Source organism: Pseudomonas sp. B7 (assembly GCF_016735645.1).
GTDB classification, from domain to species: domain Bacteria; phylum Pseudomonadota; class Gammaproteobacteria; order Pseudomonadales; family Pseudomonadaceae; genus Aquipseudomonas; species Aquipseudomonas glycinae.
The window spans coordinates 416,647-439,558 of the sequence record NZ_JAERRE010000001.1; the positions used below are offsets into that span (position 1 = coordinate 416,647).

Here is a 22,912-nt window from a genome sequence, read left to right on the forward strand (position 1 = left end):
CTTGCGCCCTATCAACGTGCGAAACATGCTGGCAAAATACTGGCCAGCCGTAGTCAAATTTTGTCTGGAGATTGATTTAACGTGTCCAATGATGACGCTCCGCAGCCCCCAAAGGTGCTTACCACGCCCCTGGAGATCTCCAGCAATCTGCGCCAGCTGCTTGAAAGCCATGATCCGCTGATCATCACCTTCCACGAGCGCAGCCAGCGCTTCCAGAGCTATCTGATCAAGGTTGACCGGGAAACCGCCACGATTGCCCTGGACGAGATGATCCCGCGCGATGGCGAACGCTTCCTGCTCGCCGGCGAGCCGTTCAAGGTCGAAGGTTTTCATGACGGTGTGCGCATTGCCTGGGAATGCAACGGCACGCTGAACATCGAAGAATCCAGTGGCGACCGCTTCTACACCGGCGACCTGCCCACCGAAGTGGTTTATCACCAGCGCCGCAACGCCTTCCGCGCAGCCCTCAAGCTGACCGATCTGGTCAGCGTTGTGCTCGGTGGCGAAAAGCTCAAGGCACCGATCGACGGCAAACTGCTGGATATCTCCGCCACTGGCTGCAAACTGCGTTTCGAAGGCGACATCACCGACCGTCTGCAATTGGGCCAGGTTTATGATCGTCTGATCGCCGCGCCGTTGTTCGGCAACCAGCCGACCTCGGTCGAGTTGCGTTACCTGCACTTCGAAGAAAAACTCAACATCACTTTCGCCGGCCTGCGTTTTCACAACATCAGCGGCCCGGCGGCCCGCAACGTCGAGCGTTTCGTTTATCAACTGCAACGCGAAGCGCGTCGGTTCGATAAAGACGACCTCTGATCGGCAAGCATAAAAAACGGGCAGTCACTGCGGTGACTGCCCGTTTTTTTATGCCTGAATCACGGTCTGGCGGGGCTGATGTCCGGCCCTTCGCCTTCGATTGTCGAGTCGGTTGGCGCGACAGGTTCTGGCTCGGGTTCAGGCTCCGGAGCGACCGTATTCTGCATCTGCTCCTGCACCACTTGTTCATCCACCCGCGGATCAAGCGCAGCCACCAGCGGCGAGCTGGACATGCTGTCCGGCATCGCCACGTGATGCAGCGGTGCATCGTCGACCTGGTGCAGATTGGTCACGGCTTTCGGCCGGATCCGCCACACCAGCACCAGCGCGAAAAAGGTGAAGAACGCGTACAGGCTCTGCGGCCCGAACAGCTTCATCAGCACCCCGGCCACCAGCGGCCCGATACTGGCGCCCACGCCGTAGGTCACCAGCAGCATCGCCGTCAGCGACACCCGACGTTCGCCTTCGACGTGGTCGTTGGAGAACGCCACCGCCAACGGGTACAGGCAGAACTGCACCAGCGAACAGAGGAAGCCGACCACGAACAGCACCTCCAGCGGCACTTGCGGCAGGATCGCCAGTGGCAACGAAGCAACCGCGAGGAACAGCGCGAAACAGCGGATCAACAGCGCCCGGTCATAGCGGTCGGACAACCAGCCCAGCGGCCACTGCACCACCAGCCCGGCAAAAATGCAGCTACCCATGAACAGACCGACCTGCTCGGTGGACAGCCCCTGCTGGGAGGCATACAGCGGCGCCAGACCATAGAACGAACCGATGATCAGCCCGGCCCCGAGCACCGTGCTCAGCGACTGCGGCACACGCTTGATAAAGAAGCGCGGCTCCATCGGCGCCGGATGCAGCGGTGCCGGGTGAATCCGACGGGTCAGCGCCACCGGCACCAGACACAGGGCAAAACACAGCGCGACCAGCATCAGCAGTTCCAGGCCAAGGCCCGGGTGCATGACCAGAATCAGCTGACCGAGCACCAGCCCCAGGTACGACGCGATCATGTAGCCACTGAACACCAGACCGCGCTGATTGGCGTCGGCCTGCTCGTTCAGCCAGCTCTCGATCACCATGTATTGGCACATCATGCCGAGACCGACGATGGTCCGCAGCACCAGCCACGCCGGCAACCAGTCCACCAGCCCGTGACCGAGCACCGCCGCGCCGACGATCCCGGCACACGCCGAGTAGGCGCGGATATGCCCGACCCGGGCAATCAAGCGGTGACCAATCTTGCCGCCCAGCACCAGACCGAAATAGTTGGCGGCCATCAACGCACCGACCCACAACCCGTCGACATGGTCGGCAGCCAGACGCAAAGCCAGATAAGTAGAAAGAAGGCCCGAGCCGATCAACATCATCAGCGAGGCGAAATACAGCGCTCGAAAGGATTTCCAGATTTGGCGCATCGGCGTTCCGAGCGGCTCCTTGCAGTAAGTATCGGGCTATCAAACGATAGCCCGACGGCGACATTTCGTCAGGCCTGGGCTGCTAGAACACGGCGTTCCCAGGGAGTGATTTCATCAAAGAAGCTGGTCAACTCCATGGTCTTCGAAGCGATGTAGCCTTCGATGAACTCCGTGCCGAACAGTTCCTTTGCAAGCTGGCTGCGCTTCAGACGTTCGAGCGCCGCGTGCAAGGTACACGGCAGCGAAAGATGGTCCGGCACGTCGAACTCGCCCTGAATCGCTTCGCTTGGTTCCAGCTCATGCTCGATGCCGTACAAGCCGGCAGCCAGGCTCGCAGCGATGGCCAGATACGGGTTGGCATCGGCGCCCGGCAAACGGTTCTCGACACGGCGTGCGACCGGCGAACTGGCCGGAATGCGCAGGCCGGCGGCGCGGTTGTCGTGGGACCAGCAGGCATTGTTCGGTGACGCGAACGGATGGCACAGGCGCTGGTACGAATTGACGTTTGGTGCAAACAGCGCGGTGAAATCAGCCATGCCTGCCTGCTGCCCGCCGATGAAGTGGCGGAACATCGCGGTCGGCTGGCCATCCGCGTCGCTGAACACATTTTTGCCGCTGCCGATTTCGACGATGCTCTGGTGAATGTGCATCGAACTGCCCGGTGTGTGCGCCAGCGGCTTGGCCATGCACACCACGGTCAGGCCGTGCTTGAGCGCGACTTCCTTGAGCAGGTGCTTGAACAGGAAGGTCTGGTCGGCCAGCAACAGCGGATCACCGTGCAGCAAGTTGATCTCGAACTGGCTGACGCCCATTTCGTGCATGAAAGTATCGCGCGGCAGACCGAGGGCGGCCATGCATTTATAGACTTCACTGAAGAACGGTCGCAGACCGTTGTTGGAACTGACGCTGAACGCCGAATGACCGTCCTCGCGACGACCGTCGAGACCGACTGGCGGCTGGAACGGTTGGGTCGGGTCGGTGTTCGGGGCGAATACAAAGAATTCAAGTTCGGTCGCCACCACCGGCGCCAGACCGAGGGCTGCGTAGCGGGCAATGACCTTCTTGAGCTGACCACGGGTCGACAGGTTGGAGCTCTCGCCGGTCAGCTCGTCGGCATCACAGATTGCCAAGGCCCGTGGCTCTTCACTCCATGGCAATGGGTGAATCTGCGCAGGATCGGCCACCAGCGCCAGATCGCCGTCATCGCTGCCATAGAATTTGGCGGCGGGATAGCCGCCCATGATGCATTGCAGCAGCACCCCTCGGGCCAACTGCAAACGCCGCCCTTCGAGGAAGCCCTCGGCGGTCATTACCTTGCCCCGTGGCACACCGTTCAAATCCGGCGTGACACATTCAATCTCATCAATGCCCGTCAATCGCTGCGCGAGTGAACGCTGGCCATCGGTTGTCATGACGCAATCCTTGTTATTGTGCGAGCCGCGAACGGCGACCCGGACAAAATAGGCTTCGGCTGTTCGGAATATCAAGCAGCAGCCAACAAAAAGAATTCCGGTCGATGAATCCGTGATTCAGGGCAGGTAAATACTGAACACGCCGCCGCCCAACGGGCCGCCATTACGGATCTCGGTCCGGCCGCCAACACCGTTGCGCTGATGCAGCGCGGCGATGCGTCCGGCGAAGTACAGACCGAGGCCGGTGCTGCCACTGCTGTGGTTGATGCCCTGCACGTAATCGGACTGACGTTCGAGCATTTCGGCCGGGTAACCGTCGCCGTCATCGTTGATGCTCAGCACCAATTGCCCGGCTTCGTCGCTGACGGTGATCAGCAGCGATTCGCGGGCGTAGCGGATCGCGTTGTTGATGCAATTGCCCAGCACCGAGGCGATCAGTTCGCGATCGAAGAAGCCCAGGGGACTGAGCGGATCGACTTCGTAAGTGGCGATGATTCCACGGCTGGCGAACACGTCCTGATGCGCCGCCAGTTGCGCCTCGATGAAGTCGTCCAGCTCGTGATAAGCCGGCTGCAACGGCATCTGATTGACCCCGAGCTTGTACAGCCCGAGCAGCTGCACCAGCATGCCGTTGAGATGGGCGAACTCGAAGTCGATCACGCCCTGCTCCGGCCCCTGGCGCTGCGCTTCGGGCAAGCGTGCCAGCCATTGGCTGTGGGCCTGCATCAGCATCGCCAGAGAGTTCTTCATGTCGTGCACGGTGGAGGCGATCACCGTGGAAAAATCCAGTGCCTGCTCGTCTTGGTTCATTCGCCAAACGCCTTGCTTTTCAGCTTCTGATAACGCGGATAACGCGCGTCGGTGTCGGGCATCAGACCCACCAGTTTCAGGCAGGCCCGACATTCTTCCAGCTCCGCCGACGGCACATTGGTGTCGGTGCCGTGCAGCAGCGACTGGGCCATGTTCAGCGCGATACTGATGTTCTTCGGTTGCATCTTCAGCGCCTTGCGGAACACCTCGCGGGCCTCGACCAGATTGCCGGTCTTATACACGCGCACGCCCTGACGGTTGAGGTCGGCGGCAGCGTTGCTGGAGCTGAGGATAGTCGGGTCGTCGGTGAGCTTGGCGATGTCTTTCATCACCGTCGGGTCATCGCCGTAGATTTCCGCACAACTCTTGAGCATCGAGGTGCCCGCCTCGGCCTGGCCGAGCATCTGCAATTGCTTGGCCACCAGCAACGCCGCCTCGGGGCTCATGAACTGCTCCATGCCGTCGAGGCGCATCAGCGCTTGCTCGGTGAGTTTTTCGGCGGTTTCGGCATCGTTGAGCAACAGGCTCGTGGCCTTCATCAGACGCGCGCGAATCTGCAGGCCCGGATCGGTCGGGTTTTCCTTGGCCACGGCGCTGAGGGTGGTATTGATCTCCAGCCGCGTGCGGGTGTCGAGCCCGCGCTCGCTGCCCTTGCTGATCAGCGCGTGAGCCAGGCCGAGATTGCTTTCCGGATCCTTGAAGCGCGATTGCGCGCCCTGATTCACCGCCTGGCGATAAGCCCGGGAGGCGGTGTCGAAATCTTCGTTGGCCATCGCCAGCTTGCCCAGCAACGCCTGACGGCGCACGGCCAGCGGCGACAGGCGAATCGCCTCCTCCAGCACTTGCTGCGCGCCTTTGGTATCGCCTTCGGCGACCAGCACGTCAGCCATGCCGTCATACAGCGCCGGCATCATCGGGAAGACCTTCAGGGCTTTTTCGTAAACGCCCTTGGCCTGACTGACCTGCCCGCGCTTGAACAGCAATTTGCCCAACCCGGCAAACGCCCACGGCAACGGCCGGTCAGCAATGATGCTGTCGTAAAGGCGCTCGAGCGCTTCGTTCTGGTTCATGTCGCGCAGCGCATCCGCGCGATAGCGCAGGCACAGCGGCGAATAACGGATGTCCTGTTTACACAGGGCGATGCAGGCGTTGAGCACCTCCATCGGCTTGCCCCGGTCGAGGGCTTGCAGGATCGGCTTGAGCAGCGTCTTGCGCTGCTCCAGACGCTCCAGGCGCTGAGCCAGGCCGGAGCGATTGAAAGGTTTGGTCAGGTACGCGTCCGGCTCATGCTCCAGAGCACTGAGCACCATCGCCTGACTGGTCTCGGCCGTGACCATCACGAACACCGCTTCGTGGCTGATCAGCTTCTCCATCATCAGGTCTTCCAGCACCTGCTGACCGTTCTTCTTGCCGTCACCGAGGTGGAAGTCCTGGAGGATGAAATCGTAGGACTTCTGCGCACACATTTTCAGCGCCTGCTCGCCGGTGTCGGCGGTGTCCACATCCTTGACGCCCAACTCGCGCAACATCGAACGCACGGAACTGCGGAAATCCGAGAAATCATCGACGATCAGAAAACTCTTTTGGTGATACGACAGCATCGAGGATTTCCAGGCAATTGAAGAGGATGGACCATTTCCAGGCGCGCAGATGATAGCTGCCGGCCAAATGCTATCAAGCGATTTCGCGCGACTCTGTAGTCACCGAACGGGTTATCGGCCGGATCAGCGATTCTCTTGAAGCGGGGGTTCAAGATTCGTTGCGCAAGGATTACCCTGCGCGGCGGTTCACACCTTCCAACGGCAAAGGATTCATCGTGTACATCAAGGGACGCTACATCGTGTCGGTCTGTGCGCTGCTGTTTTTTCAGCAGGCAGTGGCGAGCGGAATGGACTGCACAAAGGCGGCGAGTGCTGTGGAGAAGGCGATTTGCGCGGACAAGCCTTTGTATGAGCTGGATGCGCAGATGGGGGCGGCTTATCGGAAGCTTATGAAAGCTGCCCCGGCGCAGGCCGAAGTGAAAAACGCCCAGCGCCAGTGGCTGAAGGAGCGTGATCGATGTGGCGAGGAGGTCAGTTGCCTGAACCAGCGTTATCAGGATCGTTTGCAGGTGTTGCACGCGCAGTGGATCGACGCGGTGGCCTACAAACCGGACGAGATCGATAAACAGGTCATGGAGGATCTGCAGCAACGGATCCGGGAGATGAGCAAGGAGAACCCGGAGTTTGCGCTGGAGCGGGCGCTGGATTCTCTCTCAACCGACGACGGCGAAACTTCGTTCTCCGGTGATCCCAGCGACGACAACACTTACGATCAGACCTTGTTTCCCAAAAGCATTCCCAAGGGTGTAACCCCGAATGAATGGAAGGCGCTTAAAGCTTCCGGTCTTGACGCTGATGCCGAGCAGGGCCAGGCGAATTACTCATTGATAGACCTGAACGGCGACGGTCAACGGGATCTGATCGTTTCAACCTACACCGGTGGTACAGGCCTCTTCAGCTTCTATGAAACCTTCCGTCGCGATGGAGAACGGTTCACCAGAAGGCTGGCTCCCTATGATCCGGACGCCAGCGCCGGCAGCTCGTTGTTCTCCACCAATGATCGAGGCGCCAACCAATCGGCAGCCTGGATCAAATCTCATGGAAGGATGTATCTCGCCTATCGCAACGGGTCATACGGTGTCGATCAGATCTACCTGCTCAATCCCCTGAAGATCAACAGCCAAATACCAACAGTGACGGTTCGGTATGACTACAAGTTGATCGTGCCGAGCAATCAATACTCCGAGGAAAGCAGTACCAGCTACGTACTGGACCCAGTCTTGCGAAAGACTCTCATAAAAGCCCTGACCCAATCGGGTGCGGGTAAACCTCAACAACCCAGCCAACACAAAGGCCCCCTCTGCCCCATTCCTGCATCGGGCTCGGGTGACGATGATTATTACAGTTACGGCGCAGGTTACTACGCAGTAGAAACCGTCATGGACTTGCCAGTTTTCATCGACAACGAGTGCTTCATCGCAAGGCTGAACAATTGGTTTGGTAGTTACAGCGAGAAAGACGGATTGCCCGCCTTGCTGACTTTGCGCAAGCCTGGGTCTCAGGATCCCGAACGGGGCTTCTCAGTCAACGGCCGCCGACATTTCACGAACGTCACAACCTCGATTGGAAAGGCAGAGGGTGGAGCTGAAATTTTCTAGCCCTTCCTCCTGCAAGATTGAAAGACACAAAAAAGCCCCACCAGACACCTCTGCGTGGGGCTTTGTACTTCAGGGCGCTTCTCAGACCTCCGCCACCAACACATCGGCAATCCGAATACTCAACGCCGCACCCGTCAGCGTCGGGTTCACGCAGGAGGACGATGGCATGACGCTCGTGCCAGCGATGAACAGGTTGGAATGGTCGTGACTGCGGCAATCGCGGTCCACCACCGAGTCTTTCGGGTCATCGCCCATGATGGTGGTGCCCATGATGTGCTGACGGTTCTGGAAGCCCGTGTCCGTACTGACGATGTCGGCGTCGAGCAATTTCGCAAACTGTTTGAAGTCTTCCAGCGCCTTCTCTTTACCGGCGTGCCAGTAGTCGGGAACGCTGTAGTAGATCTCGGGAACCGGCAGACCGATGGCGTCGAACTTGGTCTTGCTCGGGGTGACCCGGTTTTCCGGCAGTGGCAGGGTTTCGAAGTCGACAGCCCAGTTCAGGGAGCGCGCCGATTGCAGGCGGATCTGCTCATCGAGCTTCGAGCCCAGGACACCTTTGGCGATCAGGTTCGAGGTGATTTGCGACGTCGGCACGGTGTTGCGCACCTTGATCTTGTAGCTCGGGTAATCGTTGCGAAACGCGCCATCGCGGCTGTTCAGATAGACCAGCAATTGCGTCGGCCCCTCGCCCGGCCACATGTCTTCCTTGGTCATGACGTTCATGCTGATGCCGGTGTGGTCCATCAGGTTGCGCCCGACCTGATCCGAGGAGTTGGCAATCCCGTTCGGGTACTTTTCCGAGGTCGACATCAACAGCAGCTTCGGCGACTCGATACCGTACGCCGCCAGTACAAAGGCCCGGGCGGTCAGTTTGTGTTTGGACTTGTCGGGGCGCATGTACCAGATCGCGGTGATCTTGCCGTCGTCGCCCGCCTCGATCTTGTAGACGACAGAGTTGTCCAGCACCTTGGCGCCATGGCGCTCGGCCTCATCGATGTGCATCGAACCGTCGTACTTGGCGGCAATCGGACACACCGGATTGCAGTTGTTGTTGCCAGCGCAGGGAGGCCGCTTGCCATAGGGGCGGGTCGCCCGGCCATTCGGCTCGAGGATCGGGTTATACCCACCCTTGCTGAGCAATTCGGAAAGGCGCTTGAACATGTAGCTCGGTTTCAGGCCCTCCATCGGATAGGGAATCGAGCGCGGCGGATAGGCGTCCCCGCCCTGCCCGCTTTCGTCCTGGCCGTCGACACCGGAAACGCCCAGTTCGATTTCAGCCCGAGCGTAGTACGGTTCGAGTTCGTCATAACTGATCGGCCAGTCGCGACCACGGCCATACAGCGACTTGAGACGAAAATCATTGGGCAGCATGCGCCACAGCGAGGAACCGAAATGCCAGGTGGTCCCACCCACTACACGCAGATACGAGGTGTTGTATTTCACCGGCCCTACCTGCTGCAAATAGTCGCCGTAGGTCGACGGCGCGTGGGGCAGGCTCGGATAAGGCGACCCGGCGCCCTGCAGCTTGGCATTGGCCAGCGAGAGTTTCACCGGCGCATTGCGGAACGTTTCCACCACATCACGACGATTCACCCGAGGCCCGGCCTCGAGCACGATCACCGACTTGTTTGCTTTGGCCAGGCCCGTGGCGATCAGACCGCCCATGACACCAGAACCGATGATCACCACATCGGCATCGAATTGATCGCTGCTCATACTGTCGAGTCCTGAATGACTGATGGTTTGGGACCCCATGAATCCGGGCCGCCACCGTAGGTTGGAATGATGAGAATGCCGTGAGTGGGCTGATACATCATGGCGAGGGAATAGCTGATCAGCTCCGCATCCGCCGGCTCACCGACAATGCCCAGATACCAGGCGGAAATGATGCTGGTGGCCGTGGCCCGCAGCGACGGATCCGGGTTCGGCTGCGCCAGGTATTCATCGACATGCCGGTACCCCTGTGCGCCGATCAATTGCTTCAGGGCAATCACGTTGGTCGAGAAATTCGGCGCGCGCTTGTCCAGCGCAGCGTAGTAACGACCGGCCAGGACCGGATTGACCGCACGGCTGACCAGAAACTGCGACAGCGCAATGAAATCGTCGCTCGATACCTGGGCTGCCAGCACCGACTGCCAGGGCAGCGCACTGCCGATCATCGCCGCCAGGCCCAGCGTCACGGAACCGCGCAACAGATTGCGGCGAGTGAGCCCCGCCGAGCTTTCGTTTTGATTTTTTACGTGTTTGTGCGTCATTGAAGTGTCCATTGCTCAGGCCTCCTTGCGCCGACGTGCCATCAAGGCCCATGCGCCCAGGCCGATCAACAAGCACACGAGAATGATGACCGGGATCGTAAACTTCGCCATCACTGCCAGTGGCGCCTGGGGCCCACCGTTGCGTACCTGTGCCACATCGGCGGCGGTGACAACCGTGTCGGCATTGCCGTAGCGCGACAGCACGTAGTTGCTGACGTCGGCAATCTGCTGGTCGTTCAGGCGGTCGGTGAATAGCGCGTCGGGGCCGAAACCCGGCATGTCGATGGCCACACCGTCGACTTCACGATGCACGCCGTACACGATGGCCGCGATCAGGTTGTCGCTGCGACTGGTGGCAGTGTTATGAAACAGTGATGGGTATTCCCGGGTGCCCTGACCGTTCGGCTGATGGCAGTTGGCGCAAGTGCCACTGAATATGTGCCAGCCCGGGTTGTCGCCCGGCTTGCCTCCGCGCAGCGTCAGCTCATCAGCCGAAGCCTGACCAAACTCGTGCCGGGCCTTGCTCTCCCCGGTCTTGATCGGCGTGGTCTGCAACAGAAAGGCCGCGATGGCTTTGAGATCCACATCGCTCAGATGCTGCAGACTGTTCTCCACCGCCTCGGCCATCGGCCCCGCCGCCTGGGCCTTGCCCTCGACGTGACCGGTACGCAGATAGGCCACGATCTCGTCGCTCGACCAGGCCCCGATTCCGCTGACTTTGTCGGAGGTGATATTGGGGGCATACCAACTGCCCAGTAATCCGCCGGCCAGCGGTTTTGCGCTGTCGGCCGCCATCAGGACATTGCGCGGTGTGTGGCAGGTGTCGCAGTGAGCCAGGCCGTTGACCAGATAGTCGCCGCGATTGACCTCGGCGGACTTGGCCGGATCCGGCGTGAAGCGTGTTTTGCTGTGGAACAGCGCGTTCCAGCCAATCATCGATGCACGGATATTGAACGGGAAATCCAGTGCGGTTTTCTGGTTCGGCGTATCGACCGGCGCCACTTCATGCATGAAGTAGTCGTAGAGCGCAGCAATGTCGCTGTCGGTCATCTTCGAATAGGAGGTGTAGGGCATCGCCGGGTACAGCCGAGTGCCATCGGCCGTCACCCCGTCACGCACCGCGCGGGCGAATTGCTCTGAGGTGTAATGGCCAATACCCGCCGCTTTCGAAGGTGTGATGTTGGTCGAGTAAATGGTGCCCATCGGCGAACTGAGCGGATAGCCGCCCGCAAAAGCCTTGCCGCCTGGCGCCGTGTGGCAAGCCACACAGTCAGCCGCTACCGCCAGACGCTTGCCCACCGATGCTGTGCTTTCGAGTGCCTCGCCATTCGCTGTTCCGACGGTGGCGATCAACAGCGTGACCCATCCGGCAAAGGTGTACCCCCTGCTTTTCCCTTTATCAATGCGACGCGACATGAGTCCTACCCTAGGCTGCTTCGTTCTTTTTTCACGGTTCTGGAAATCACGAACACGGCATCCTCGCCATCTCGGAAGCTAAGGGCGAAGAGGTACGATGTCGTACGTATTTTTTGGAATATTCCACACAATGTAACACTTGGCAATAAGTAGAAAAGGCCAAGTGCCATCTTTTGTATGTATGTGCTGAGCGCTCTAAAACTGTGGTTACAAGGGATTTCATGCAGAATATATTTACGTGAGAAACAACTGGTAACCCTACAGTTGTGGACTCAGCAGCCGAAAGATGTACGACGACATACCGTTTTCTTACGAGCTGCACTCGATATTGTCCCGACCCCACATGTCAGCAGGATGCCCCTTATGAGTTGGTTGAATGACGCAAGACTTTCCACGAAATTGATCACCGCCTTCGCGGCGTGCGCCTTCATCACCCTGGGGGTGGGCCTGCTGGGAAGCCGGGGAGTGACCGAGCTCTCGACAAGCCTCAGATCGGTGTTCGGCAACAACCTCGTCGCCGTCGCCAACATCGCGCAGACCAAAATCAAGGCTGTCGGACAGACCCGTGACATGTATCGGCTTTACGTCGCCACTGCCGCCAACCTGCCACAGAGCACCAAAGACGAATTCCTCGCCTCGATGAGCGCGAACCAGTTGGCGAGTGAAAAAGCCTTTGCCGAATATCGAAAAACCAAGCTTGCCGACGACGAACGTGCAGCAGGCGACCGAATGGAAAAAGCCTGGCCCGTTTACCAGGCGATCGTGCAAAAGTATCTGGCCCTGATGAAGGCCGGCGACCTGGAAAACGGCCGCGAACTGCTGCTCGGCGACCTGCAAAAGAACTACCGCGTCGTCATGGACGAATTGACCATCATGACCAACTCCAACGATATGCAAGTCAGCGAAGCCGCAAAGCGATCGGTTCTGACGGAGTCGTCCGCCAAGACGTCGCTGTACATCGGCATCGTGCTGGCCTTCGTCGCTGCGATTTTGCTCGGCCTGTTCATCAGCCGACTGATCAGCCGCCCCATCTCAAAAGCCGTTGAAAGCGCCCGAAGCATCGCTGGGGGAGACCTGACTCAAAACATCGTCAGCACCGGCCGCGACGAGGCCGGTCAGTTGCTCACGACCCTGGCCGAGATGCAGGGCAGCCTGAAAGGCACTATTCAGCAGATCGCCAACGCGGCAGATCAACTGGCTTCAGCTGCCGAAGAACTCACCGCCGTCACCGACAACGGAAGCCGTGGTCTGATCCGTCAGAACGACGAGATCCAGCAGGCAGCGACCGCTGTCACGGAAATGACCTCCGCCGTGGAGGAAGTCGCGCGCAATGCGGTATCCACCTCCGAGGCCTCCCAAGCCACCAGCCGGGAAGCCGGCAATGGACGCGATCAAGCGCGAAGCGCCGTCGCCGCGATCAACCATGCAACCACGGAAATCGCCACCTCCACCACCATGGTCAAAGACCTGGCGGAGAAGGTTCGAGACATCGGCAAGGTGCTGGATGTGATCCGGGGGATTGCCGAGCAAACCAATCTGCTGGCGCTTAACGCCGCTATCGAGGCTGCACGCGCGGGTGAGCAAGGTCGAGGTTTTGCCGTGGTCGCCGACGAGGTACGAGCCCTGGCGGCAAGAACCCAAGCCTCGACAGGGGAAATCGAAGGTATGATCAACGACGTTCGCAACAGTGCAGACGAAGCCGTTGGCGCCATGGGGAAAAGCCAGGCGCTGGTCAGCGAAACCCAGTCACTGGCGCAAGCGACCGGCCAGGCATTGGAGCTGATTGCCGACGGCATCTCGCAGATCAACGATCGCAACCTCGTCATCGCCACTGCTTCGGAAGAACAGGCACACGTCGCTCGCGAAGTGGATCGTAATCTGGTCAACATCCAGGATCTGTCCACCCAAACGGCGGCAGGTGCGCATCAGACCAGCGCCTCGACCCAGGAACTTTCCAACCTGGCGGCGTCGTTCAACACCATGGTCAGTCGCTTCCGCTTATAAAATGGCGACAACAAAAAGCCCCGCCAGATTACCTGCGCGGGGCTTTTCAATGGATGGTGTCCCAGGGCAGGTTCGAACTGCCAACCTTCCCCTTAGGAGGGGGATGCTCTATCCAATTGAGCTACTGGGACACAGGACTGTCGGTGCGACAGACGGCGTGCATGTTAACGGCCGGGCCCTGATTTGTCATGTCGTCCGCAGGGCTTTTTAAGTGTAGGCAGGCGCCTTGCAAGGGTGCCGGACGTTTTACCGTGCATTTTGCATCCCTCCCAAAAAGCCATCATTGCAGAATGCAATGCTTTCTCTTCGAAGAACCCTCTTAAATGCTTGTTTTTAAAGGACTTAACAGCGGTTAGACTATTGGCACGACGGCTGCTTTACCGGTTCTTATACAAGAACAATCGGAGACTCGTCTCATGAACAGCGCCCTCGTGTTCGCAAATGCAATCGCACTGGCCGTCCTGATGGGCTTTCACCTCGTCCCCGAGGACAACGAGAAAGTGGCCGGGCGCATGCCGCATTACCTGCAAGTGCAGAAGGCGCCGCAATGGGCGGTGTTGAGCGATCAGAGCTTCGCCCCGCAAGCGGTCAGCCAGTCTGAACAGGCGCTGCCGGCGCATTCGACTGAACGTCTGGTGTTTTGAAATTTCTTCAGGAGTACAGCATGTCCAAGTCAGCTGCAGGATTTCTGATCCTCGCCTTATTGAGTGGCCTCGGGCATTTTTCGCTGTTCGAGGAAACTGAAATATCCCTGCCCCTGATCGGGTGCGGCGTCTTTTCGGCGCTGTTTGTATTGGCGCTGGTGGCCGGGCGCAAGATCAAGTTTGATCCGGTATTGCGCTGAACCTGACCAGCTCCAGCAGATGATTGACGGCATCGGCCAGATCGCCTGAGTTATCGATCAGGTGCACAGGACTGTCAGTTGAACGCCTGTCCTTGAACAGCGTGTTGCGGGCCAGCCGCGCATCGATCTGCTCAAGCGTCTCCCGGCCACGCCGGAGCAGGCGCTCACGCAGGACATCATCCCGAACCGTCAACAACACAGGCACCAGTGTCGGGTAGCTTTCCAGCGCTTGCCGAAGGTTCGCCCGAGAGCCGTTCACCAGGACGTGCTTACCGGTTTTCAACCATTGGTCCATTTCCACCGGAATCCCGTAGGCGAGACCATTGGCCTCCCACGCCAGCGAAAACTCGCCAGCCCGCAGACGCTGCTCGAACGCCTGCGGCGTCACACCAATCGCATCCTCGCCCACGGATTCGGCTGAACGGGTGATCACTCGTCTAATGATTTCGCAGTTCAACGCTCGTAAGGGTTCGCGCGCAGCCTCGATCAGACTGTCCTTGCCGGAGCCGGAAGGGCCCATGAGGTAAATCAGCCTGCCATCCATCCTGAAAACGCCCTCCGGCGGGCATTTGCCCCTAGTAAATCGGCCATTTGCCACTATCCTGTACAAGGTAAGGAACAAGGATTCAACCCGCACAGCATGCACGTTCTGACGCCTTCGGGCATCAGTCGATATGCTTCAGGACGCGGTCAGTGATACGGGCCGATGCTTTCTTTTCAAACCAGTCCGCATTTCTGATAATTGGTGCTGGCATTACGCCTTTACCCGGATCAATATTTGTCACAGAATTGACGCCAATGATCTGGCAATTTTGAGGCATGATGCGCGCCTCTTAACAATTCAGGTTGAACCATTTGGCGCGGATGCTTGTCCTACCACACATCCTGCGGCCAATCCCGAGAACCGCTCCCCTGAACTAACCGGTTAAATATATGCGCCCATTGAAACAGGCAATTTATTCCAGCCGTACGGCTGACAAGTTCGTCGTACGTCTGCCAGACGGAATGCGTGAACGCATTGCCGAGGTGGCTCGCAATCATCATCGCAGCATGAACTCCGAGATCATTGCGCGCCTTGAGCAGAGTCTTATTCAGGAAGGTGCACTGGGCGAAGAGTTGAGCATGCGCCTGGACAGCCCGGAGCTTTCGCTGCACGAACGCGAGCTGCTGCAACGCTTCCGTCAACTTTCCCATCGCCAGCAGAACGCGCTGGTTTCTCTGATCGCCCACGACGCCGAAATGGCCGCAGACGCATCCTGAGTCAAACCGAATATCTCAAGCCAGCATGAATGCTGGCTTTTTTTTGCCCGCAATTCGGGTTTTTCAGGGGCGAAAAAAAGCCCGCCAATCGGCGGGCTGTTTCGATACAGGCAATCAGAGCAGGAAAATCGTCGCCAGCCCCAGGAAGATGAAGAAGCCACCACTGTCGGTCATGGCCGTGATCATCACACTGGCGCCCATCGCCGGATCGCGACCCATCTTGGCCAGCGTCATCGGGATCAACACCCCCATCAACGCTGCCAGCAGCAGATTGAGCGTCATGGCGGCCGTCATCACCACGCCCAGCGACCAACTACCGTAGAGCATGTAAGCCACCACACCGATCACACCGCCCCAGACCAGGCCGTTGATCAACGCCACGGCCAGTTCCTTGCGCATCAGGCGCGAGGTGTTGCCGGTGCTGACCTGGTCGAGCGCCATGGCGCGAACGATCATGGTGATCGTCTGGTTGCCCGAGTTGCCGCCAATGCCCGCAACGATCGGCATCAGCGCCGCCAGAGCCACCAGCTTCTCGATTGAACCTTCGAACAGACCGATCACCCGCGAAGCGACGAATGCTGTGATCAGGTTGATCGCCAGCCACGCCCAACGGTTGCGCAGGGACTTCCAGACCGAAGCGAAAATGTCTTCTTCTTCGCGCAGACCCGCCATGTTGAGGACTTCGCTTTCGCTCTCCTCACGAATCAGGTCGACCATTTCGTCGATGGTCAGACGGCCGATCAGCTTGCCGTTCTTGTCGACCACCGGGGCCGAGATCAAGTCGTAACGTTCGAACGCCTGAGCGGCGTCGTAGGCATCTTCATCCGGATGAAAACTCACCGGATCACTGGCCATGACTTCGGAAACCTGTTTTTCCGGATCATTGACCAGCAAACGCTTGATTGGCAGCACGCCCTTGAGCACGCCGTCGTAGTCGACGACGAACAGTTTGTCGGTATGACCCGGCAGCTCTTTCAGGCGGCGCAGGTAACGCAGAACCACTTCAAGACTGACGTCCTCACGGATGGTCACCATCTCGAAGTCCATCAGCGCACCGACCTGCTCCTCATCGTAGGAGAGAGCCGAACGCACACGCTCACGTTGCTGCTGATCCAGAGTCTCCATCAGCTCATGGACGACGTCTCGCGGCAGCTCGGAGGCCAGGTCAGCAAGTTCGTCGGCATCCATGTCCTTGGCCGCAGCCAGGAGCTCATGATCGTCCATGTCGGCGATCAGCGTTTCACGGACGGAATCGGATACTTCGAGAAGAATGTCGCCGTCGCGATCGGCCTTGACCAGCTGCCAGAGCGTCAGACGATCGTCCAGCGGCAGGGCTTCAAGAATGTAGGCGACGTCGGCGGAGTGCAGATCATCGAGCTTGCGTTGCAGCTCGACGAGGTTTTGCCGGTGGACCAGGTTCTCGACCCGGTCATGATGCGGGCCTTCCTGGCGATGAGTCAGGTCTTCGACGACCCGCTGGCGCTGCAGCAGCTCGACGACCTGAGCCAAGCGATCCTGCAGGCTTTCCTGTGTTTTCTTTACTTCGATTTCGGACATAGGCGAACTCCACTCCCAGCAGCGGGGCACGCCGGAAGGATCAATCAGTCAATTCATGATTGGTGAAACGGGTTACTGAATAACTACTGGGTAAGTCCATGGAGGTTTTCCATAAGCCCCGGCGGGGCTGACGGGCGCAATGATACACCGCCTGACGGTTTTAAACGCTAAAAAATCGTGGCTGAAACAAGCGCTTGCGAGACAAAGCTGAGCGCTGTCCTGATCCTTCACACTGCGACGACTCATCCTGAAAAGAAAACACACCGACGGTAAAAAAACTGCCAGCTAGGCTTGATCAGGATCGTCATGGAGGACGCCGAATGCCATCGAAAACATCCCGATTCATGCTGACCACCCTGCTCTGCCTGCCCACCATCGGCAGCGCAACGACACTTCATCGCTGCGAAGCCTCTGATGGTAGCGTCACGTTCACCACATTGAGCTGCGCGAACGATGAGCACCTTTCATTGCAGGAAGTTCGCCCCTACTCGCCTGGCTCGACCGTGACACTGATACCCGAAGCCCGGCACGAAGAAATATCCGGTATGAATATCAGAAAGCGAGAAATGGCCGTCGTCGGGCGCACCCAGGACAAATGCGGAGACTTGATCGACGCGCGACAGAAACGCGAGGCGATCATCAATCAACGAATCATCGCCGGCATGAGCCAACAGGATGTTGAAAGCGCCTTGGGCAAACCCGACAAAGTGAGCATCCGTAATTCGGCAACGAGTTATCGTTACGACCTCAAGCGAGGCCGCAGTGCTCAAATCGATTTTGATGAGAAAGGATGTGTGACGGGAAAAGCCAAATTCCGGACAGCAAAAAGCCCGCGTTAAACGCGGGCTTTTCGGTATATGGTGCACTCGACAGGATTCGAACCTGTGACCGCTCGGTTCGTAGCCGAGTACTCTATCCAGCTGAGCTACGAGTGCAATTTGTGTTTTTAGACCAGACCACAACTGGCTGTAACCAAGTCATCTGCATTACTGCAACTAACTCTTAAATGGTGCACTCGACAGGATTCGAACCTGTGACCGCTCGGTTCGTAGCCGAGTACTCTATCCAGCTGAGCTACGAGTGCATTTTGTGTTTTTAGACCAGATCACAACTGGTTGAAGCCGAGTCATCTACATCGCTGCAATTGACTCTTAAATGGTGCACTCGACAGGATTCGAACCTGTGACCGCTCGGTTCGTAGCCGAGTACTCTATCCAGCTGAGCTACGAGTGCATTTGTTGCGCCGCATTATAGCCCGTCTAATCTCTATTCCAACCACTTTTTCTATAAATTTCAACAACTTACAGAAAAAGCCAGATTACAACGTACTAAGCAAATAATGGCGGAGAACGGGGGATTCGAACCCCCGACACCCTTTTGAGGTGTACTCCCTTAGCAGGGGAGCGCCTTCGGCCACTCGGCCAGCTCTCCGCAACACGGGGCGTATATTAACCACCTTCTTCCCCGTTTGCAAACATAAAAATCGATAAAAATTAATGGCTTGGTTCTTCGTCCTTCTCTTTCTTTATACGCAGATAGATTTCTTCACGGTGCACGGCCACCTCTTTCGGGGCGTTGACGCCGATACGCACTTGATTTCCTTTAACGCCGAGCACGGTCACGGTGATTTCGCCATCACCGATAATCAGGCTTTCTGCGCACCGACGAGTCAGAATCAGCATACCTTTCTCCTCACGCGAATCATTTCAGGGACAACAGTCTGCAAAAAAAAGGCACCCGACCTACAACCGGAGCGATCGTAGCCCTACATGCCTGAGTATTGACCAGCGCGAGCAAAAGAACAGTTCAGGGCTCACGCCATTCAAAAAATAAAGGGCGCGGTCAGACCGCGCCCTTCAGACAACGCATCACTCGCCCTGACGGGCCGGAGCGTCGAGTTCGAAAGCCGTGTGCAGGGCGCGCACGGCCAGTTCCAGGTACTTCTCTTCGATCACCACGGAAACCTTGATTTCCGAGGTCGAGATCATCTGGATGTTGATGCTTTCTTTTGCCAGGGATTCAAACATGCGGCTGGCCACGCCTGCGTGGGAACGCATGCCGACGCCGACGATCGAGACCTTGGCAATCTTGGTATCGCCCACCACTTCACGGGCACCGATCTCGCGAGCGGTGTTTTCCAGCACGGTTTGCGCGGACTGGTAGTCGTTGCGGTGCACGGTGAAGGTGAAGTCGGTGGTGTTATCGTGCGCGACGTTCTGCACGATCATGTCGACTTCGATGTTCGCGGCACTGATCGGGCCGAGAATCTTGAACGCCACGCCCGGGGTGTCTGGCACGCCACGGATGGTCAGCTTGGCTTCATCGCGGTTGAAAGCGATGCCGGAAATGATCGGCTGTTCCATGGTTTCCTCTTCATCAATAGTAATGAGGGTGCCCGGACCCTCCTTGAAGCTGTGCAGTACGCGCAGCGGAACGTTGTACTTGCCGGCGAATTCCACCGCACGGATCTGCAGCACCTTGGAACCGAGGCTGGCCATTTCCAGCATCTCTTCGAAGGTGATCTTGTCCAGACGCTGAGCAACCGATACCACACGCGGGTCAGTGGTGTAGACACCATCGACGTCGGTGTAGATCTGGCACTCGTCAGCCTTCAGCGCAGCGGCCAGCGCCACACCGGTGGTGTCGGAACCGCCACGACCCAGGGTCGTGATGTTGCCGTGCTCGTCGACGCCCTGGAAACCAGCGACCACCACCACGCGACCGGCTTTCAGGTCACCGCGAATCTTCTGGTCATCAATCTGCAAGATACGCGCTTTATTGTGCGCACTGTCCGTCAGAATCCGCACCTGGTTGCCGGTGTACGACACCGCCGGCACACCGCGCTTGATCAGCGCCATGGCCAACAGGGCGATCGTCACCTGCTCACCTGTGGAAACGATCACATCCAGTTCGCGCGGAACCGGTTGATCTTCGCCACTGATTTGCTTGGCCAGATCGATCAGACGGTTGGTTTCGCCGCTCATTGCAGACAGCACAACCACCAGGTCATCGCCGGCATCGCGGAATTTCTTAACCTTGTCGGCGACCTGCTCGATTCTCTCGACAGTGCCGACCGAGGTGCCTCCAAATTTCTGTACGATCAAAGCCATTTCAAAGCCGCCTCTGCCCATGAAGGGCGCCCAATAATCACTCGAACAGCCGCCGGGTCCGCCACTAGACTGCGGGCCCGACGGGCCGTCTTATAAACCCTGCTCGACGAATGGAACGGTCAGCGCCAGTGCGCCATCCAGTGCGCCGGCGTCGACACCGCCGCCCTGCGCCATGTCCGGACGACCACCGCCCTTCCCGCCCACTGCCGCAGCAGCCTGCTTCATCAAATCACCGGCTTTGAGTTGGCCAGTCAGGTCCTTGGTCACGCCTGCGACCAGTACGACCTTTTCCTCATGGACACTGCCGAGCAGGATCACTGCGCGGCCGAGTTTGTTTTTCAGCTGATCGACCAGCGCCAGCAGCGCCTTGCCGTCCTGACCATCCAGACGCACGGCCAGCACTTTCACGCCCTTGACGTCCACGGCCGAGGCCGACAGATCGTCGCCCGCGGCAGCAGCGGCCTTGGCCTGCAACTGCTCGAGCTGCTTTTCAAGCGCACGGTTGCGCTCCAGCACCGCCGACAGCTTGTCGATCAGGTTGTCGCGGCTGCCCTTGACCAGGCTGGCCGCTTCCTTGAGTTGTTCTTCAGCAGCGTTCAAGTAAGCCAGCGCCGCAGCGCCGGTGACCGCTTCGATACGACGCACACCCGATGCCACACCGCCTTCGCTGATGATTTTCAGCAGACCGATGTCACCGGTACGGTTGGCATGGATACCGCCGCACAGCTCGACGGAGAAATCACCGCCCATGCTCAGCACGCGCACGTTGTCGCCGTACTTCTCGCCGAACAGCGCCATCGCGCCTTTCTGCTTGGCGGTTTCGATGTCGGTTTCTTCGGTTTCAACGGCGGAGTTCTTGCGGATCTCGGCGTTGACGATGTCTTCCAGTGCCTTGATCTGCTCCGGCTTGATCGCTTCAAAGTGGCTGAAGTCGAAACGCAGGCGCTGACTGTCGACCAACGAACCTTTCTGTTGAACGTGGTCGCCCAGCACTTTGCGCAATGCAGCGTGCAGCAAGTGAGTGGCCGAGTGGTTCAGCGAAGTAGCGTGACGCACGTCGGCTTCGACGTGGGTTTCCACCGGTGCGCCAACGATCAGGCTGCCCGACGCCAGTACGCCGTGGTGCAGGAACGCGCCACCGGTCTTGGTGGTGTCGCGCACGTCGAAACGGCTGTTGCCGGCCTGCAGGTAACCGCAATCGCCGACCTGGCCGCCGGATTCGGCGTAGAAAGGGGTCTGGTTCAGAACCACAACGCCTTCCTGCCCTTCACTCAAGACGTCCACGGACTGGCCATCTTTATAGAGAGCAACGACTTTCGCCGAACCGCTGGTGGCGTGATAACCGGTGAACTCGGTATCGACGTCAACCTTGACCAGGCTGTTGTAGTCCAGACCGAACGAGCTGGCGGAACGTGCACGGACGCGCTGGGCTTCCATTTCACGCTCGAAACCGGCTTCGTCGATGGTCAGGCTACGCTCGCGGGCGATGTCCGCGGTCAGGTCCATCGGGAAACCGTAGGTGTCGTAGAGTTTGAACACCACGTCGCCCGGCACCACGTCGCCTTTGAGCTCGGCCAGATCCTGCTCAAGGATTTTCAGGCCCTGTTCCAGGGTTTTGGCGAATTGCTCTTCTTCGGCTTTCAGTACGCGCTCGATGTGCGCCTGCTGGGATTTCAGTTCCGGGAACGCTTCGCCCATCTCGGCCACGAGTGCGGCAACGATCTGGTAGAAGAAGCTGCCCTTGGCGCCCAGCTTGTTGCCGTGACGGCAGGCGCGACGGATGATCCGGCGCAGCACATAACCGCGACCCTCGTTGGACGGCAACACGCCGTCGGCAATCAGGAAGCCGCAGGAACGGATGTGGTCAGCCACGACTTTCAGCGATGCCTGAGCGTCGTTGGTGCAGCCGATCGCCTTGGCCGATGCGGCCAGCAGGCTCTGGAACAGGTCGATTTCATAGTTCGAGTGAACGTGCTGCAGCACGGCACTGATCCGCTCAAGACCCATGCCGGTGTCCACCGACGGGGCTGGCAGCGGGTGCAACACGCCATCGGCGGTGCGGTTGAACTGCATGAATACGTTGTTCCAGATTTCGATGTAACGGTCGCCGTCTTCTTCCGGCGAGCCCGGTGGGCCGCCCCAGATGTCGGCGCCGTGATCGTAGAAAATCTCGGTGCAAGGACCGCACGGGCCGGTATCACCCATGGTCCAGAAGTTGTCGGACGCGTAAGGCGCGCCTTTGTTGTCGCCGATGCGCACCATGCGCTCGGCCGGCACACCGACTTCCTTGGTCCAGATGTCGTAGGCCTCGTCATCGCTGGCGTAGACGGTGACCCACAGTTTTTCCTTCGGCAGGTTCAGCCACTTCTCGGAGGTCAGGAAGTTCCAGGCGTAGGTGATGGCATCACGCTTGAAGTAGTCGCCGAAGCTGAAGTTGCCCAGCATTTCGAAGAAGGTGTGGTGACGGGCGGTGTAACCGACGTTTTCCAGGTCGTTGTGCTTGCCGCCGGCGCGCACGCATTTCTGGCTGGAGACGGCGCGGGTGTAGGCGCGCTTTTCCTGGCCCAGGAAGCAGTCCTTGAACTGGTTCATCCCCGCGTTGGTGAACAGCAGGGTTGGGTCGTTGCCCGGAATCAAAGAGCTGGAGGCTACACGGGTGTGGCCTTGCTCTTCGAAGAAGCGAAGGAAGGCTTCACGGATTTCTGCGCTTTTCATTAGGTTCTTCCACGGAGGCTGCGGCCAAAGGCCTGTACGAAACGTCAACAGACGAAACGACGGCAAAGGGCCGCATTATATCGGCCCTGCGCGCGG

The 22,912-nt window shown here is 58.8% G+C and carries 19 protein-coding genes, 5 tRNA genes and 1 pseudogene; 8 read left to right on the forward strand and 17 right to left on the reverse strand.

The window, feature by feature from the left end:
* Positions 1–81 precede the first annotated feature (81 nt).
* Positions 82–816, forward strand: a complete 735-nt coding sequence (locus JKA62_RS02065; protein ID WP_011335512.1) for a flagellar brake protein — start codon at positions 82–84, stop codon at positions 814–816.
* A 59-nt stretch (positions 817–875) separates the two neighbouring features.
* Here the strand turns inward: JKA62_RS02065 and JKA62_RS02070 are convergent, their stop codons facing one another.
* From JKA62_RS02070 to JKA62_RS02085, 4 genes are all read right to left on the reverse strand, one after another.
* Complete coding sequence (locus JKA62_RS02070) at positions 876–2,234, reverse strand: MFS transporter (RefSeq protein ID WP_011335513.1); 1,359 nt, start codon at positions 2,232–2,234, stop codon at positions 876–878.
* A 68-nt stretch (positions 2,235–2,302) separates the two neighbouring features.
* Entirely contained in the window at positions 2,303–3,544 is a 1,242-nt protein-coding gene (locus JKA62_RS02075; RefSeq protein ID WP_181457874.1) for a glutamine synthetase family protein, read from the reverse strand.
* A gap of 219 nt (positions 3,545–3,763) precedes the next feature.
* Positions 3,764–4,456 carry a sensor histidine kinase gene (locus JKA62_RS02080; protein ID WP_011335515.1) on the reverse strand — a complete coding sequence of 231 codons (693 nt, stop codon included), beginning with the start codon at positions 4,454–4,456 and terminating at the stop codon, positions 3,764–3,766.
* A complete protein-coding gene (locus JKA62_RS02085) occupies positions 4,453–6,057 on the reverse strand; it encodes a tetratricopeptide repeat-containing response regulator (RefSeq protein ID WP_011335516.1) in 1,605 nt (534 codons plus the stop codon). Before JKA62_RS02085 ends, JKA62_RS02080 begins: the two co-directional genes overlap by 4 nt.
* Before the next feature lie 215 nt (positions 6,058–6,272).
* On the opposite strand from JKA62_RS02085, the gene JKA62_RS02090 reads away from it, so the two are divergent.
* Positions 6,273–7,655, forward strand: a complete 1,383-nt coding sequence (locus tag JKA62_RS02090) for a lysozyme inhibitor LprI family protein (RefSeq protein WP_041475407.1) — start codon at positions 6,273–6,275, stop codon at positions 7,653–7,655.
* Between the two features lie 81 nt (positions 7,656–7,736).
* On the opposite strand, the gene JKA62_RS02095 is transcribed toward JKA62_RS02090, so the two are convergent.
* The 3 genes from JKA62_RS02095 to JKA62_RS02105 are packed head-to-tail and all read right to left on the reverse strand — an operon-like array spanning position 7,737 to position 11,326.
* A complete protein-coding gene (locus JKA62_RS02095; RefSeq protein WP_011335518.1) occupies positions 7,737–9,371 on the reverse strand; it encodes a GMC family oxidoreductase in 1,635 nt (544 codons plus the stop codon).
* Positions 9,368–9,922: a sugar dehydrogenase complex small subunit gene (locus JKA62_RS02100; protein ID WP_011335519.1), complete on the reverse strand. Its 555-nt coding sequence runs from the start codon at positions 9,920–9,922 to the stop codon at positions 9,368–9,370. The genes JKA62_RS02095 and JKA62_RS02100 overlap by 4 nt, the downstream gene beginning before the upstream one ends.
* A 3-nt stretch (positions 9,923–9,925) precedes the next feature.
* Positions 9,926–11,326: a cytochrome c gene (locus JKA62_RS02105; protein ID WP_201816004.1), complete on the reverse strand. Its 1,401-nt coding sequence runs from the start codon at positions 11,324–11,326 to the stop codon at positions 9,926–9,928.
* Between the two features lie 363 nt (positions 11,327–11,689).
* Here JKA62_RS02105 and JKA62_RS29115 point away from each other — a divergent pair.
* Positions 11,690–12,472: pseudogene (locus JKA62_RS29115) on the forward strand (MCP four helix bundle domain-containing protein); the annotation flags it as partial.
* Positions 12,467–13,330, forward strand: a complete 864-nt coding sequence (locus JKA62_RS29120; RefSeq protein WP_409438513.1) for a methyl-accepting chemotaxis protein — start codon at positions 12,467–12,469, stop codon at positions 13,328–13,330. The pseudogene JKA62_RS29115 and the gene JKA62_RS29120, both read left to right, overlap by 6 nt.
* Positions 13,331–13,384: 54 nt before the next feature.
* On the opposite strand, the gene JKA62_RS02115 is transcribed toward JKA62_RS29120, so the two are convergent.
* Positions 13,385–13,461 (reverse strand) — tRNA-Arg (locus JKA62_RS02115).
* 285 nt (positions 13,462–13,746) lie between these two features.
* Between JKA62_RS02115 and JKA62_RS02120 the strand changes: the two genes are divergently transcribed.
* Both JKA62_RS02120 and JKA62_RS02125 read left to right on the forward strand, forming a co-directional pair.
* Positions 13,747–13,974: a hypothetical protein gene (locus JKA62_RS02120; protein WP_011335522.1), complete on the forward strand. Its 228-nt coding sequence runs from the start codon at positions 13,747–13,749 to the stop codon at positions 13,972–13,974.
* Positions 13,975–13,994: 20 nt separating this feature from the next.
* Positions 13,995–14,174, forward strand: coding sequence for a PA3371 family protein (locus JKA62_RS02125; RefSeq protein WP_007960291.1), 180 nt, complete (start codon positions 13,995–13,997; stop codon positions 14,172–14,174).
* Here JKA62_RS02125 and phnN read toward each other — a convergent pair.
* Complete coding sequence (phnN, locus tag JKA62_RS02130; protein WP_011335524.1) at positions 14,149–14,718, reverse strand: phosphonate metabolism protein/1,5-bisphosphokinase (PRPP-forming) PhnN; 570 nt, start codon at positions 14,716–14,718, stop codon at positions 14,149–14,151. The genes JKA62_RS02125 and phnN overlap by 26 nt on opposite strands.
* 389 nt (positions 14,719–15,107) lie before the next feature.
* On the opposite strand from phnN, the gene JKA62_RS02135 reads away from it, so the two are divergent.
* Positions 15,108–15,434: an Arc family DNA-binding protein gene (locus JKA62_RS02135; protein ID WP_003178899.1), complete on the forward strand. Its 327-nt coding sequence runs from the start codon at positions 15,108–15,110 to the stop codon at positions 15,432–15,434.
* Positions 15,435–15,548: 114 nt separating this feature from the next.
* Here the strand turns inward: JKA62_RS02135 and mgtE are convergent, their stop codons facing one another.
* Positions 15,549–16,991, reverse strand: coding sequence for a magnesium transporter (gene mgtE, locus JKA62_RS02140; RefSeq protein WP_011335525.1), 1,443 nt, complete (start codon positions 16,989–16,991; stop codon positions 15,549–15,551).
* Positions 16,992–17,311: 320 nt separating this feature from the next.
* On the opposite strand from mgtE, the gene JKA62_RS02145 reads away from it, so the two are divergent.
* Positions 17,312–17,830 carry a cell envelope protein SmpA gene (locus JKA62_RS02145; protein ID WP_201816006.1) on the forward strand — a complete coding sequence of 173 codons (519 nt, stop codon included), beginning with the start codon at positions 17,312–17,314 and terminating at the stop codon, positions 17,828–17,830.
* Between the two features lie 19 nt (positions 17,831–17,849).
* On the opposite strand, the gene JKA62_RS02150 is transcribed toward JKA62_RS02145, so the two are convergent.
* The 7 genes from JKA62_RS02150 to alaS form a co-directional block, all read right to left on the reverse strand.
* Positions 17,850–17,926: transfer RNA gene (locus JKA62_RS02150), tRNA-Arg, on the reverse strand.
* 72 nt (positions 17,927–17,998) lie between these two features.
* Positions 17,999–18,075: transfer RNA gene (locus JKA62_RS02155), tRNA-Arg, on the reverse strand.
* 72 nt (positions 18,076–18,147) lie between these two features.
* A tRNA-Arg gene (locus tag JKA62_RS02160) sits at positions 18,148–18,224 on the reverse strand.
* 107 nt (positions 18,225–18,331) lie between these two features.
* Positions 18,332–18,422 (reverse strand) — tRNA-Ser (locus tag JKA62_RS02165).
* A 62-nt stretch (positions 18,423–18,484) separates the two neighbouring features.
* Complete coding sequence (gene csrA / locus JKA62_RS02170; protein ID WP_002554426.1) at positions 18,485–18,673, reverse strand: carbon storage regulator CsrA; 189 nt, start codon at positions 18,671–18,673, stop codon at positions 18,485–18,487.
* Positions 18,674–18,859: 186 nt separating this feature from the next.
* Entirely contained in the window at positions 18,860–20,101 is a 1,242-nt protein-coding gene (locus tag JKA62_RS02175; protein ID WP_007951048.1) for an aspartate kinase, read from the reverse strand.
* A 90-nt stretch (positions 20,102–20,191) separates the two neighbouring features.
* Positions 20,192–22,816 (reverse strand): alanine--tRNA ligase, encoded by a 2,625-nt coding sequence (alaS, locus tag JKA62_RS02180; protein ID WP_129974031.1) that lies wholly within the window; start codon positions 22,814–22,816, stop codon positions 20,192–20,194.
* Between the last annotated feature and the right edge of the window lie 96 nt (positions 22,817–22,912).

Bases quoted from the DNA above. Each gene is read 5' to 3' on its own strand.
- JKA62_RS02070 (WP_011335513.1), bottom strand. From the start codon at position 2,234: ATGCGCCAAATCTGGAAATCCTTTCGAGCGCTGTATTTCGCCTCGCTG.
- JKA62_RS02075 (WP_181457874.1), bottom strand. From the start codon at position 3,544: ATGACCGCCGAGGGCTTCCTCGAAGGGCGGCGTTTGCAGTTGGCCCGA.
- JKA62_RS02080 (WP_011335515.1), bottom strand. From the start codon at position 4,456: ATGAACCAAGACGAGCAGGCACTGGATTTTTCCACGGTGATCGCCTCC.
- JKA62_RS02085 (WP_011335516.1), bottom strand. From the start codon at position 6,057: ATGCTGTCGTATCACCAAAAGAGTTTTCTGATCGTCGATGATTTCTCG.
- JKA62_RS02095 (WP_011335518.1), bottom strand. From the start codon at position 9,371: ATGAGCAGCGATCAATTCGATGCCGATGTGGTGATCATCGGTTCTGGT.
- JKA62_RS02100 (WP_011335519.1), bottom strand. From the start codon at position 9,922: ATGGACACTTCAATGACGCACAAACACGTAAAAAATCAAAACGAAAGC.
- JKA62_RS02105 (WP_201816004.1), bottom strand. From the start codon at position 11,326: ATGTCGCGTCGCATTGATAAAGGGAAAAGCAGGGGGTACACCTTTGCC.
- JKA62_RS29120 (WP_409438513.1), top strand. From the start codon at position 12,467: ATGCAGGGCAGCCTGAAAGGCACTATTCAGCAGATCGCCAACGCGGCA.
- JKA62_RS02120 (WP_011335522.1), top strand. From the start codon at position 13,747: ATGAACAGCGCCCTCGTGTTCGCAAATGCAATCGCACTGGCCGTCCTG.
- JKA62_RS02125 (WP_007960291.1), top strand. From the start codon at position 13,995: ATGTCCAAGTCAGCTGCAGGATTTCTGATCCTCGCCTTATTGAGTGGC.
- phnN (WP_011335524.1), bottom strand. From the start codon at position 14,718: ATGGATGGCAGGCTGATTTACCTCATGGGCCCTTCCGGCTCCGGCAAG.
- JKA62_RS02135 (WP_003178899.1), top strand. From the start codon at position 15,108: ATGCGCCCATTGAAACAGGCAATTTATTCCAGCCGTACGGCTGACAAG.
- mgtE (WP_011335525.1), bottom strand. From the start codon at position 16,991: ATGTCCGAAATCGAAGTAAAGAAAACACAGGAAAGCCTGCAGGATCGC.
- JKA62_RS02145 (WP_201816006.1), top strand. From the start codon at position 17,312: ATGCCATCGAAAACATCCCGATTCATGCTGACCACCCTGCTCTGCCTG.
- csrA (WP_002554426.1), bottom strand. From the start codon at position 18,673: ATGCTGATTCTGACTCGTCGGTGCGCAGAAAGCCTGATTATCGGTGAT.
- JKA62_RS02175 (WP_007951048.1), bottom strand. From the start codon at position 20,101: ATGGCTTTGATCGTACAGAAATTTGGAGGCACCTCGGTCGGCACTGTC.
- alaS (WP_129974031.1), bottom strand. From the start codon at position 22,816: ATGAAAAGCGCAGAAATCCGTGAAGCCTTCCTTCGCTTCTTCGAAGAG.